The organism is Pirellulales bacterium (assembly GCA_036267355.1).
Lineage (GTDB): Bacteria > Planctomycetota > Planctomycetia > Pirellulales > DATAWG01 > DATAWG01.
This window is the reverse complement of record DATAWG010000130.1, coordinates 26,028-38,693: the sequence shown is the minus strand read 5'-3', so window position 1 is coordinate 38,693 and position 12,666 is coordinate 26,028. Positions and strand designations below refer to the sequence as shown.

The window sequence follows — 12,666 nt, the reverse complement described above, 5'->3', positions numbered from 1 at the left end:
GAGACGAAGCGGAGCCGTATGGTGGCAATGGCGCGGTTGGTAGAAACTGATTGTCGGTTGCACGATGGCTTTTCCTTACTCGCCCCTCGCCCTTCGCCCTTCGCCCCTCGCCCTTCGCCCCTAGCCCCTCGCCCCTAATCTCTGCGTCAAATACGCCGATAGGGCGAGGTCTACCGGTTGGTCGGTGCGGACTTGCACGTAGTCGATGCGGTGTTCGCGGCAGCCTTCGCGGACGCTCCGCAAAAACTCGCCAAATTGTTCGAGATAAGCGCGCCGCAGGCCTTGCGGATTGGCCAGCAGGTTCGGGAATTGTTCGAGCCCCTTGAAAAGCGTCATCTGCCGGAAGGGAAAATCCAATTCGGCCGGATCGAGCACGTGGAAGATCACCACTTCATGCCGCCGATGGCGAAAATGTTTCAATCCGGCAAGAATCGCCGGCACCCGGTCGAACAAATCGCTGAACACCAGCACGATGCCGCGTTTCTTGAGCCGCTCGGCCAGATCGTGGAAAATCGCTCCCGCCGCCGTTTTGCCCTCCGGCTTCATCTGCTCCATCACGTGCAGCAGTTGCTTCAAATGCGACGGATTGCTGCTCGGCCGCACAAGCGTGCGCACCTGCTCGTCGAACGTCACCAGCCCGACGCTATCCTGCTGGTTCAAAATCAAATATCCCAGCGCCGCCGCCAGGCATTGCGAATATTCGAGCTTCGAGAGCCCGGCCTCGTTGCTCCGATAGGCCATGCTCTGGCTGCCGTCGACGAGCAGATAGCTGATGAGATTGGTTTCTTCCTCGTATTGCTTGAGATAGTATTTGTCGGTTTTGCCGTAGACCTTCCAATCGACATAGCGCACGTCGTCGCCGGGAACGTATTCGCGATGCTCGGCGAATTCGATCGAAAACCCATGAAACGGGCTGCGATGCACGCCCGACACATAGCCTTCGACGATCAGCCGTGCGCGCAGCTCCAAGCCGCGCAGCTTAGCCAGCGTCTGCGGATCGAAATACTTGGGGAAGCTTTCCACCGGCGCTCTCGTCGTAGTCGTCGAAGGGAATGGTGGCGATCAGGCGGGCGACCAGATCGTCGGGCTTGATGCCCTCGGCCTCGGCGTTGAAATTGGTCAGGATGCGATGCCGCAACACGGGCGGGGCGACCGCTCGAATGTCGTCGCAATTGGCGAAATACCGGCCATGCAACACGGCCCGGGCTTTTGCCGCAAGTACCAGGTATTGGCTGGCTCGCGGCCCCGCGCCCCAACTGACGTATTTGCGAATGAACTCGGGCACGTCGCCTTTTTCCTTCCGCGTCAGCCGGGTGAATTGCAGGGCATAGCGGGTCACATGATCGGCAACGGGCACACGTCGGACGATCCGCGCGAGGTTCGCGATTTCGTCGGCATTGAGCGTCGGCGTGATCGAGGGCTGCACGTCGGCCGTCGTGCGCTTCACGATCTGGAACTCTTCCTCTTCGTTCGGATAATCGACGCGGATATTGAACATGAAGCGGTCCAACTGCGCTTCGGGGAGCGGATAGGTCCCTTCCTGCTCGATGGGATTCTGCGTGGCAAGCACGAAAAACGGCTCGATCAGCCGATGCCGCGTGCCGCCGACGGTGACTTGGTATTCCTGCATCGCCTCCAAGAGCGCGGCTTGCGTTTTCGGCGGCGTGCGATTGATTTCGTCGGCCAGGATCACGTTGGCGAAAATCGGACCGCGCAGAAATTTGAACGCCCGGCTCCCCGTCGATTTGTCTTCTTGAATCACTTCCGTGCCGGTGATGTCGCTCGGCATCAAGTCGGGCGTGAATTGGATGCGGTTGAAATCCAGCGACAGCGAATCCGCCAGCGAGCGGATCATCAGCGTCTTCGCCAATCCCGGCACGCCGACCAGCAAACAATGCCCGCGGGCAAACAGCGCCACGAGCAATTGCTCGATCACCTCGTGCTGGCCGACGACCACCTTCGCTAGCTCGGCAACAATGCGTCGATAGGCTTCGTTCAGCTTCTGAACGGCTTGCAGATCATCTTCGGGGGGCATGGGGGGAGGACGGGTGAGGGTGAGGGGAAGCGGGGTAGGCGAGACGCGCGAAACCGCTAGCGATGTACAGAGCCGATTGAGTTGGCGGCTCGCTTGCGGTTTCGCGCGTCAATATTGTTGGTTGCGCGGCGAGCGCGGATGGTTCATTGTTCGGCGGCGGGGTGGGTCGGTTCGGGGGGATCGGCGCGAGATTGCGCCCCCGCTTGGGTTACTTCGCGTTCGATCGGCGCGGCGGCGGCATGCGGGCCCAAAGCGAATAGCTTGTCGGGCGTGGCGATCAATAAATAGCCACCGGCGACGACAAGATTGCCGCCCGATTGCGGCGGGTTGCGGGTATCGAGCCGGATCGGTTCACGAACCTCGGCTTGGGTTGGATCAATTGCGGCCGAACCGTGCCCCTCGGCGTCGGCATGATGTCCGAGAGCTTGACGAAACACGTGGATTTCCGAGCGTGTCGGGAAATAAACTTCATCTCCCACGAGGGCTCCGCGGCCGTAGCCGTGGACGGTGGTTTGGTCGGGCCAGCGATAAATCACTTTGCCGCCATCGACGTTGAGCCACCACAGGCTCTGACCGCTGGCGATCAAGTTTCCGCCGCCGACGCCCAATAGATGTACTACGTCGCGCGGCAGGCTGCTGGCCCAAAGCAATTGGCCGGTCGAGCCATCGAGCGAAAAAATTTCCTCGCAATCGGTCGGCGCCGCCAGCACGCTGCCGCGATAAAAAACGCACGGATTTAGATCGCGGTAGAAATTGTCGCCATGGTCGCTGCCGCTGGAGTGCTTCGCCCGTGGATATTGGCTCAACCAGCGAATTTGTCCGTCGGTCGAGATCGCGGCGATGGCGCCGAGATTGGTGTTCAGATACAGCGTGTCGTGGTCAAGGGTGAGCAGGTTGTTGGTGATTTCGTCGGCCAGTCCGCGGGCGGGGGATTCGGCGGAGCAGACGAGCCGCCGCCAGCGCTCGACGCCGGTCTGAGCGTCGTAGCAAGCGACGTGTTCTTGCGGCGCGACGCTATCGTTGTATCGCAGGGCCACATACACATTGTCGCCATCGCAAACCGGCGAACCCTCGAATGCCCAGCGATCTTCTTCTTGCGAGGTTTGCGGAATTCGCCACACCAGTCGTCCTTGGGCCGAGAGGTCGAGGCACACCAAATAACTGCCACCGGTGGAAACGCCCGACCCGAGCTGCCGGCCGGTAATCGGCGAGCCAAGCCGGGCATACAACCGCTGGGCGACGACCGACATCGTAAACCGCGGCACTCCGAACGTGTGGAATTGATTGCCGGCAGTGTCGCCAACAAACGTATCCTGCCGCGCTCGGCCGGAATAAATCTCGCCCATTTCAGGCTTGGTCTTATCAGGCCAAGCCGGTTCGCCCGTCCTCAGATCGAACGCGTAAATCTTGTCGAGCGAATTCAGCAACACCAGATTGCCAACCACCAGCGGATGGAAGCACATCAGGCTTCGCTGATCTTCCGCCGGCCGCCGCTCAGGCAGGCCGAACGGCTCGCGGTTAATATTGACATCGGCACGAAACGGGCCGGCATGGTTCAACGGCAGATCGATGGGCCTCGACCAGGCCGTGTGCGGCCCGGGATCGGGTGCGGCACTCATGGTTCGGTCGAACGAATCGGCGAATGTCAGCCAATCGGTTGGCGGCTTTGGCGCGGGCCGCTGTTCGGCCGTCTTCAACATGCCAGCGAGCAAATCCGCATAGGCGCCTTCCCGGCCGGCGATCTTTCCGCGAGTTTCCGGATGGCGCCGCGCGAAGTCGGCCAACTCGATCCGCGCCCGAACAAGCGAACCTTCGAGAATCGACGCCAAGACAAGCCGCGCGCGCACCTCGGCAAGATTCAGTCGCGTGTCGGGATAAGCGAGCCATTGCGGCGCCGACGCGACACCCTTGGCTTGCGCCGCGGGCTCCGGCGGTTTCGCGGCAATCGCAGCGGCGCCCGTTTCGCGCGCCGCGCGCAAATCGAGCCAGAGTGGTCGGCCGTCGGGTGTGCGTAGGGCCGGACTGATCCGCTCCCAGCACCAGCGAGCCCGGGAAAAAGCTCCTTCCTCAAGGGCCATGTCGCCGAGCGCAAGCAGTGCCTTGTCGGTCCAACTGCTCAAAAACAATTGATCCACGACACGGCGGAGCGGTTCCGCATTGTGGGCGGCAAGTCCTTCGTCGTACCATTGCTTTGCCAGTGGATCGACTCGGCTGCGGTAGAGCGCTCGCGCCGAGTCGGGCAACTCGGCCAATCGGATTTGGCAATACTCGCGAACCGGGATAAACCGAGTTTCATCGAGGCGAATCAGCTTCGTCCCCTGCTGCTCCATCACCTGCCGGAGGGTGTCGACGGCCTCGTCCCACTGCTTCTCGGCCACGTTGGCTTTAACTCGCTCCAGCAGCGCCCTGGCGGCGGGATCGATCTCGTCGACCCGAATGGTCGGCGAAAGGTCGCCGGCGACGGTTTGCCCCCATTGAGCTCGTACTGGAGGCGCGATTTGGAAAAGCCAGATCGCCGACACACCGCATACCAATGCGGCAGTCCGCCGCCAAAAGCGAGACCAGCCGGAGCGCAAGGAAGGTTTTGACGGAAGTCGCTGCACTGGGCTGTCTTGAATGAGAACGATGTGTTGCAGCCCGATGCCGGGGCGGGACTGGCCGACCAAGTAAGTAGTTGAGGCACCCATGTGCGGACAGTTCAGTATAGGAACATGGTAAAGGTGCTGAAAAGATGGGTTATGCCAGGGAGGCCGGCTTGGTGCGGGATTGTCTGGGCGGTCGAGGTGCGGCAATCGGTCTACCTAGGGCCCTTCCGCTTGTCGCGGCTTCGAAACCGAACCATAATGGTTTGTAGCCTAAAGGGTGGCATTCTGTCGCCCGTTTTCGACCGCCGAGAAGCTGATCCATGTCACATGTTGGCGGGCTCACCACCGGAATTTCGCGAGAATCTTCCGGTGAGGAGAGCCAGGACGGCATCCAAAAGCTCGGCCGGATGACGCCGCGCCTTGGATCGATCTCGCAGTGCGGCAACGTTTTTGCGCAGCGATTGGGGCTCGGTCTGCGGTGGCTCGGCGGCGCTGTCAGGCCGGTGGGCTATCTCGCACGTCCCTTCGGCCTCGTTACTCGGCCGCTCCGAAGCTTCGCCGGCCAGCAGTTCGATCGGCATCCAGGGGCTCGGGATGCATTGTCCGACATGTGGGAGCAAACGCGGGAGCAAATTCATTGGTATGCCGCCAGCACAGTGGTTCACATGCTCGTGTTTGCCGCGGCGCTGTTGATCCTGGGGGCGATTCATTTTCCCGCCCCGGCGGCGCCGAGCGGCTTCGTGCCCGTCAACGACGATGTGCGCGTCAGGCCGCCGCTTGAGCCGATCGAATCGTTCGTCGCTCCGCTGGATACAAGCCAACTCAATACCGACGATCTGAACAATCCGCAATTCAAAGTGACAAGCCAGGGCAACGCCGGCAACGACGCGTTGAGCGATCGCGGCGGCGGAAGGCAAAATGCCGCCGGGCCGGATGGCGGCGGATTCGGCGGATTCAATGTGCAGGCCACCGGTCCCGGGCCAATTGTTCGCGGCGGCGGGGGCATCGGCGCGGGCCACGGCTTCGGAGATCAACCCGGCAGCGGCGGCGATGGAACCGGCTTCGGCGGCCGTGGCCGCAAGGGCGAAATGCTCGGCAAATACGGCGGCACGAAAAACACCGAAATGGCCGTGATCGCGGCGCTGAATTGGTTTGCCCGCCATCGCAATGCCAATGGCAGTTGGAGCCTGTCGCGCTTCGCCGCGCATTGCGTCGGCAATCCTTGCACGGGCCCCGGCAGCGCCGAATCGGATGTCGCTGCCACGTCGCTATCGCTGCTGACATTCCTCGCCGCCGGCCAGACGCACAAAAGCCAAGGCCCGTATCAGCCGGTCGTCAACCAGGGAATCTTTTGGCTGATCAAGCATCAGGCCCGCAATGGAAATCTCGCGGCCGATTCGCCAGTGGCCCAGATGTATGCCCATGCCCTTGCCACTCTGACGCTCTGCGAATGCTACGGCATGACGAAGGACCAAAAAGTCGGCGATGCGGCAGCGCTGGCTGTGGCATTCATCGAGGCAGCTCAAAACCAGGCCACGGGCGGCTGGCGCTACGTGCCGCAGGATCCCACCGGTGGCGACACATCGGTGCTCGGTTGGCAAGTCATGGCCTTGCACAGCGCTCAACTGGCCGGAGTGCCCGTGCGGCTGACCACGCTCGACAACGCAAAACGCTGGCTCGGCTCGGTCTGCAAGGGGAACTATCGCGGGCTCTATTCCTATCAAGAAGCGAACGAGCCAACGCCGACGATGACGGCCATCGGCATGCTGTCGTGGCAATATATGGGCATGCGGCCGGACGACCCGGCAATGGTCGAAGGAAAGCAGTATCTGCTCGAGCACCTGCCCGACAACGGCCGCCGCGACACATATTACTGGTACTACGCCACGCAGGTGATGCACAATCTGATGGGCCGCGATTGGGACGTTTGGAACCACCAGATGCGCAAGACGCTGATCGAGGCCCAATGCCACAGCGGTTGCGCGGCCGGGAGCTGGGATCCGGAATTCCCGACGCTCGACACGTGGGGCCCGCAAGGGGGTCGGATCGTGACCACCGCCTTCTCGACGCTGACGCTCGAGGTCTACTATCGCTACCTGCCGCTCTATCAAGAGGGCGGCAGCGCTTCGGACGCTTTGGCCCCGCGGTAGCTGATTGTAGTAGGCACACTCCGTGTGCCGGCGGCGACGCCGATTCGCTCTCGCGCGCAATCAGATCCCGCTAAAACGCTGCTCCTTCAATCCTCCGCTTTGCTTCATTCTTGCTCGCGCTCGAAACGCTCGACAGGATGGTGGCACGCGTTTCAAGTGGCCGACGGCATACGGAGTATGCCTGCTACGTAGTAGGCACACTCCGTGTGCCGGCGGCGATGCCGATTCGCTCTCGCGCGCAATCAGACGCCGCTAAAACGCTGCTCCTTCAATCCTCCGCTTTCGACGGCGATGAGCAGGCTCACGCACCAAGGGACCAAAGCAGAATCGGAAGCCGGCGTTGCCAATTCCAAATCGTGATCGGGCCATCGCCGGATTCACTGGAATTGTTTATTTCGACCTCCGCACTTTGCAGCGTGTCCGGGCCGCACTCACCGCCGCTCAATCACTTCCTTGCCCACCCATGTCCGCAACACCTCCGGCACCAGGATTGATCCGTCGGGCAATTGATAATTTTCCAAGATGGCGATCAGGCCGCGGCTGATGGCGATGGCGGTGCCGTTTAGGGTGTGGACGAAATGGGTGCCTTTTTCCGTGCCTTTGCGGTAGCGGATGCCGAGGCGGCGGGATTGGTAGTCGGTGCAGTTCGAGGTGCTCGTCACTTCGCCGAATTCGCCGGATTCGCCACGGCCCGGCATCCAGGCTTCTAAATCAAATTTGCGATAGGCTGGGCCGCCGAGATCGCCCGTTGCAGTATCGACCACGCGATACGGAATGCCGAGGCCGTCGAAAATTCGGCATTCCAGTTCGCAAAGGTAGTCGAGCATGGCGTCGCTTTTGTCGGGGAGCGTGAAGGCGAACATCTCGATCTTCGTGAACTGATGAACGCGGTATAGCCCGCGGGTCGCGCGGCCGTGGGCGCCGGCTTCGGTGCGGTAGCAATGGCTGATGCCGCAGAATTTCAGCGGCAGGCCCTCTTCCTCGAGCACCGTGTCGGCCAGCAGGCCGCCGAGCGTGATCTCGGCCGTGGCCACGAGGCTCAGGTCGGAATCGGCGATGCTATAGATTTGCGTTTCCGGGCCGCGCGGCGTGAAGCCGATGCCTTGCAAGATTTCGTTGCGGGCCAAGTCGGGCGTGATCGTGGGCGTGAAACCTTCGCGCATCAAGAGATCGACGGCGTAACGCTGCATCGCCAATTCGAGCAGCACCGTTTCGTTCTTGAGGAAATAAAAACCGTGGCCGGCGACTTTCGCGCCGGACTCGAAATCGATCAGATCCAGCTTTTCCGCAAGCTGCACATGGTCGAGCGGTTTGAAATTGAACGTTGGCAGCGGCGTCTTGCCGCGGCGGAGTTCGAGATTCGCCTGATCGTCGGCGCCGATCGGGGCAGCGGGATGCGTGAGGTTCGGAATGGCGCGCAGGATTGCGTCGGCCTCTTGGGCAATTTTGGCGAGCTCGGCCTCGGCGGCGGTGCATTGCTCGCGCAGGCGGCGGCCCTCGGCTTTGCGGGCCTCGCGCTCGGCGGGATCTTTGGTTTGCCCGATCGATTTGCTGACCTCGTTCGCTTTGCGATTCAGTTCGTCGGACTCGGTTTGCTTGGCCTTGCGTTGGGCTTCGAGCCCGACGAACCGCGCGACATCGGCTTTCGAGCCGCGCGTGGCGGTGTTGCGAGTCACGAGTTCGACGTTTTCGACGATAAAGCGGCGGTCGAGCATGGCGGGGAAAGGGAAAGGGTGAGGGGACAGAGGGAATGACGAATGTCTAATGACGAATGTCTATAAGAATGACGAAGCATGAATGACTAATGGCGAACGCAAAATGGCTGGGCAAGGGGGACAGACACATTTTGCTCACAAGGCATCGCAAAATGGCTGGGCAAGGGGGACAGGCACATTTTGCTCACAAGGCATCGCAAAATGAGCCAGTCCCCGGTTCAGCTCAACCCTAATCCGGCTTCTTCCGCCAGCGGGCAATCGCCGCGGGTTTTCGCTAGTTCGGCCCACAGGTAGGCGCTGGCGCGGATGCCGCGGTGGAAGTCGGCGAGGTTGAATTTTTCGTTGGGGCTGTGCGTGTTGTCGTCGTCCAGGCCCCAGCCCAAGAGCAGCGTATCGACTCCAAGCTGATCGTGGAAGGCGCCGACAACGGGAATCGAGCCCCCTTCGCGAATGAATACCGGCTTGGCTTCGAACGCCCGGCGAATCGCCTCCGCGGCTGCGGCCATGAACGGGCTTTCCAGCGGCACGACCACGCCCGGCGCGCCGTGCGTGTCGATCAATTCCATCCTCAATCCGGGCGGGAGCGTCGCGCGGAGCATTCTTTCCAGCGATGCCGAGATTCGCTGTGGATCTTGATTCGGCACCAAGCGGAAACTGAATTTCGCGCCGGCCCGAGCGGGTAGCACGGTCTTGGCCCCTTCGCCTTGATAGCCGCTCCATAGGCCATTGATGTCGCACGTCGGTCGAGCCCAGCGGCGCTCCAGCGTGGTGTAGCCGGCTTCGCCCGAGAGGCCCGAAACGCCGAGCTGATGCATGAACGCATTTTCGTCGAACGGCAGTTCGCGAAACTGATGGCGCTCGGCATCGGTCAGCGGCACGACGGAATCGTAAAATCCCGGCACCAGCACTCGACCGTCGGAATCAACGAGCGCGGCCAACATGCGGCACAGCACATTGGCCGGATTGGTCACGCCGCCGCCGAATGTGCCCGAGTGCAGATCTTGTTTCGGGCCGGTCAGACGCACTTCGTAGTAGGCAATACCGCGCAGGCCGTAGGTGATCGCCGGCTTGCCGGGTGCGAACTGGCTCGAATCGCTGATTACGACCACATCGCAGGCCAGCTTTTGTTTATTCGCAGCGATGAAGGGATCGAGATTGTTGCTGCCGACTTCCTCTTCCCCTTCGATCAGAAACTTGAGCTGGATCGGCAGCTTGCCGGTGGTCTTGAGCCACGCCTCGGTGCCTTTGATGTGGGTGAGCATCTGGCCTTTGTCGTCGGTCGCGCCGCGGGCATAGATATTGCCATTGCGGCGGGTCGGCTCGAACGGCGGCGTGGTCCATTCCGAAAGCGGATCGACCGGCTGAACATCGTAGTGGCCGTAGACGAGCGCCACCGGCATATCCTCGACCGGCGGCGATTCGGCATAGATCAACGGATTGCCGGCGGTTGGGATTTTTTCAGCGTGCAGGCCGAGCGATTGAAACTGCCCGAGCACCCAATCCGCTGCTCGATCGACGTCGCCGCGGCGGGCCGTGTCGGCGCTGATGCTCGGAATGCGAAGCAGTTGGCACAGATCGTCTTCGAATCGCGCGGCGTTTTGGTCGAGATAAGCGTCGAGATCGGGCATGGGGGTAGGGGGTAGTGTTAGGGGATAGGGTTAGGGGATAGGGTGAGGGGGTAGGGTGAGAGGTTTGGGTGGGGGCTGAAGATCTAGTACCTCGCGACGATCGTTCACCGGCGCTTGCGGTTTTCGCGTCGCCGTCCGTTGCACTGCTCTTCCTCCGACCTGTGGCCCTTGGCCTTTGTCTGCCTTCGTGCCTAACGCTCACCGCCGAGCTTTTTTCCGAGTGAGCCCGAATAGTGGGGCGGAGGGGGACGGTCCCCTTTTGCTCCGCGGATTCCGCAAAAAGGGACAGTCCCACTAACCCGTCACCCTAATCCCTCGCCCTAACCCCTCGCCCTTGCCTTCGCTATAATAGCGATGTCGTTTGGCGGCGACTATCATTCACTCGCGAATATCACTAGGGTTTGCCGTGGCGGATCAACAAGAAGCGGCCGTGGCCGAACCGCCGGTTCAAACGCAAGAGCCGGCCGTTCAGACCGAACGAACGACCAAGACGGACAAGCGCAGCAAGCCGAAGCGTCAGCCACCGTATCATGTCATCCTCTGGGACGACAACGACCACAGCTACAACTACGTCATCGCGATGCTCCAAAAGCTTTTCGGCCATCCGCCGGAGCGCGGCTTTCAGTTGGCGAAAGAAGTCGACACCCGAGGCAAGGCCATCGTTTTGACAACGACTCGCGAGCACGCCGAGTTGAAGCGCGACCAAATCCACGCCTTCGGTAAAGACGACCTCTCGGCCGGCTGCAAAGGATCCATGTCGGCAACAATCGAGCCGTCGGTGTGAGGCTATAGGCTTGAGGCTGCAGGCTGGAGGCTGCAGTCTAGAGGACGCGCGAAACCGCAAGCGAGCAGCAAGCCGCCGCCCAGGAATGAAGCTCGCTTGCGGTTTCGCGTGTCGCTGTCACCTCACCCTCACCCTCACCCTTTCCTCCCCCATGCCTGGCATTCTTCGCACCGTCACGCTCGGCTGCAAGGTGAATCAGTATGAGACGGAATACGTGCGGCAAGGGCTATTGCGGGCCGGTTTTCGCGATGCGGAACGCGACGAATCGGCCGACCTGTGCGTCGTGAACACGTGCACGGTGACCGTGGAGGGGGACGCCAAGAGCCGGCAGACGATTCGGCAACTCGCCAAGCACAATCCGCGGGCTCGGATCGTGGTGATGGGCTGCTACGCCACCCGCGCGGCCGAGGAAGTGGCCCGATTGCCGGGCGTCGCCGAAGTGGTGACGGACAAACGCGAACTGCCCGACCTGCTTGGGCGTTTCGGCGTGGTGGATATTCCAAGCGGCATCTCGACGTTCGCCAATCGACAGCGGGCGTATGTCAAGGTGCAAGATGGCTGCTTGCTTCGTTGCAGCTTTTGCATTATTCCGCAAATTCGGCCGCACTTCGCCAGCCGGCCGCCGCAGGAAATTGTCGACGAGGTCAGTCGGCTCGTGGCGGATGGTTTTCGCGAGATCGTGCTCACCGGAATTCATCTGGGGCATTACGGCGTCGAACAGAATCGCGGGCGAGCGAAATCGGAATGGCTGCGCCTCGCGAGTTTGGTTGAGCGGATTGCGAAGGGTCTAACCGGAGGCCGCCCGCAGCGCGGGGAACAGGCGCATTTTGCTCCCAGTGCATCGCAAAATGAGCCAGTCCGCGGTCCTCGCTCAGGCGCGGAATTTCGCTTGCGGCTTTCGAGCATCGAGGCCACGGAGGTGACGCGCGAGTTGCTCGCTGTGATGGCAGCGTGGCCGCAAAGGATTTGCCCACACTTGCATGTATCGATGCAAAGCGGCTCGGAAGCGATCTTGCGGCGGATGCGCCGGCGGTGGGGCCCGAAACGTTTTCTCGACCGTTGCCGGCTGGCGCAATCGATGCTGGACGCGCCGGCGCTGACGACCGATATCATTGTCGGCTTTCCGGGCGAAACGGAGGCCGATTTTCAAGCCACATGCGATTTGGCGCGCGAAGTCGGATTTTCGAAGCTTCACATTTTCCCGTTCAGCGCCCGGCCGGGAACGGCTGCGGCGGCGATGGTCGGGCAGGTGCCGCCGGAAGTGAAGGCCGAGCGCTGCCGGCGGCTGGCGGGGTTGGAAGTCGAGCTGCGCGATCGATATTTTCGACAACTCATCGGCCGGCGATTGCAAGTGCTGGTTGAATCGCCGGTGCCCGAGCGGCCCGGTCAAATGATCGGCACGGCATGCCGCTATGCGCCGGTGGAACTCGTCGGCACTCCGGCGCAACGGCGGCAGTTTCGCGAAGTGGTTGCCAGCGAGGTCCGCGGCGATCGGATCATCGGCGTGGCCGGATAGTTCAATGCGTGGCGATCAACGTGCTGCCGAAAAAGCGGATCAGGCCACAAGCCGCTTTTCTTCGACATCGCCATTCTGCAATCGCGCGAATTGCCAGATATTCAGCCCATCTCGCTCGATGAAGACTGGGCCGCCCTCGTGTCCGTTTCGCACCAACGCGTTTGCGATGCGAATTGCTTCGTCGAGATTGTCGGTCGCGTCGTACGTGTCTTCCGTGTCCTCGCCGGTGATAAGGTATTGAGACATCATCGCC

The 12,666-nt window shown here is 61.6% G+C and carries 10 protein-coding genes; 3 read left to right on the top strand and 7 right to left on the bottom strand.

The features are described from left to right. Positions 1–120: 120 nt before the first annotated feature. The 4 genes from VHX65_20375 to VHX65_20360 form a co-directional block, all read right to left on the bottom strand. Positions 121–1,023 carry a DUF58 domain-containing protein gene (locus VHX65_20375; GenBank protein HEX4000913.1) on the bottom strand — a complete coding sequence of 301 codons (903 nt, stop codon included), beginning with the start codon at positions 1,021–1,023 and terminating at the stop codon, positions 121–123. Then, on the bottom strand, positions 980–2,035 hold the full coding sequence (locus VHX65_20370) for a MoxR family ATPase (GenBank protein ID HEX4000912.1): 1,056 nt from the start codon (positions 2,033–2,035) through the stop codon (positions 980–982). The genes VHX65_20375 and VHX65_20370 overlap by 44 nt, the downstream gene beginning before the upstream one ends. A 143-nt stretch (positions 2,036–2,178) precedes the next feature. Beyond that, a complete protein-coding gene (locus VHX65_20365) occupies positions 2,179–4,557 on the bottom strand; it encodes a PQQ-binding-like beta-propeller repeat protein (protein HEX4000911.1) in 2,379 nt (792 codons plus the stop codon). A 386-nt stretch (positions 4,558–4,943) separates the two neighbouring features. Next, positions 4,944–5,201, bottom strand: coding sequence for a hypothetical protein (locus VHX65_20360; protein ID HEX4000910.1), 258 nt, complete (start codon positions 5,199–5,201; stop codon positions 4,944–4,946). A 27-nt stretch (positions 5,202–5,228) separates the two neighbouring features. On the opposite strand from VHX65_20360, the gene VHX65_20355 reads away from it, so the two are divergent. Beyond that, complete coding sequence (locus VHX65_20355) at positions 5,229–6,770, top strand: prenyltransferase/squalene oxidase repeat-containing protein (GenBank protein HEX4000909.1); 1,542 nt, start codon at positions 5,229–5,231, stop codon at positions 6,768–6,770. A 431-nt stretch (positions 6,771–7,201) separates the two neighbouring features. Here the strand turns inward: VHX65_20355 and serS are convergent, their stop codons facing one another. Beyond that, complete coding sequence (serS, locus tag VHX65_20350; protein ID HEX4000908.1) at positions 7,202–8,485, bottom strand: serine--tRNA ligase; 1,284 nt, start codon at positions 8,483–8,485, stop codon at positions 7,202–7,204. A 218-nt stretch (positions 8,486–8,703) separates the two neighbouring features. Continuing rightward, positions 8,704–10,113: a dipeptidase gene (locus tag VHX65_20345; GenBank protein ID HEX4000907.1), complete on the bottom strand. Its 1,410-nt coding sequence runs from the start codon at positions 10,111–10,113 to the stop codon at positions 8,704–8,706. Between the two features lie 406 nt (positions 10,114–10,519). Between VHX65_20345 and VHX65_20340 the strand changes: the two genes are divergently transcribed. Both VHX65_20340 and VHX65_20335 read left to right on the top strand, forming a co-directional pair. Next, entirely contained in the window at positions 10,520–10,897 is a 378-nt protein-coding gene (locus VHX65_20340) for an ATP-dependent Clp protease adaptor ClpS (GenBank protein HEX4000906.1), read from the top strand. Between the two features lie 151 nt (positions 10,898–11,048). Further along, positions 11,049–12,413 (top strand): MiaB/RimO family radical SAM methylthiotransferase, encoded by a 1,365-nt coding sequence (locus VHX65_20335; protein ID HEX4000905.1) that lies wholly within the window; start codon positions 11,049–11,051, stop codon positions 12,411–12,413. 39 nt (positions 12,414–12,452) lie between these two features. On the opposite strand, the gene VHX65_20330 is transcribed toward VHX65_20335, so the two are convergent. Continuing rightward, positions 12,453–12,659 carry a hypothetical protein gene (locus VHX65_20330; GenBank protein ID HEX4000904.1) on the bottom strand — a complete coding sequence of 69 codons (207 nt, stop codon included), beginning with the start codon at positions 12,657–12,659 and terminating at the stop codon, positions 12,453–12,455. Positions 12,660–12,666 lie beyond the last annotated feature (7 nt).

What these genes read in the sequence shown, in the direction of transcription:
- VHX65_20370 (HEX4000912.1), bottom strand. Translation starts at nt 2,035, where the DNA reads ATGCCCCCCGAAGATGATCTGCAAGCCGTTCAGAAGCTGAACGAAGCC.
- VHX65_20360 (HEX4000910.1), bottom strand. Translation starts at nt 5,201, where the DNA reads ATGCCGATCGAACTGCTGGCCGGCGAAGCTTCGGAGCGGCCGAGTAAC.
- VHX65_20355 (HEX4000909.1), top strand. Translation starts at nt 5,229, where the DNA reads ATGTGGGAGCAAACGCGGGAGCAAATTCATTGGTATGCCGCCAGCACA.
- serS (HEX4000908.1), bottom strand. Translation starts at nt 8,485, where the DNA reads ATGCTCGACCGCCGCTTTATCGTCGAAAACGTCGAACTCGTGACTCGC.
- VHX65_20345 (HEX4000907.1), bottom strand. Translation starts at nt 10,113, where the DNA reads ATGCCCGATCTCGACGCTTATCTCGACCAAAACGCCGCGCGATTCGAA.
- VHX65_20335 (HEX4000905.1), top strand. Translation starts at nt 11,049, where the DNA reads ATGCCTGGCATTCTTCGCACCGTCACGCTCGGCTGCAAGGTGAATCAG.
- VHX65_20330 (HEX4000904.1), bottom strand. Translation starts at nt 12,659, where the DNA reads ATGTCTCAATACCTTATCACCGGCGAGGACACGGAAGACACGTACGAC.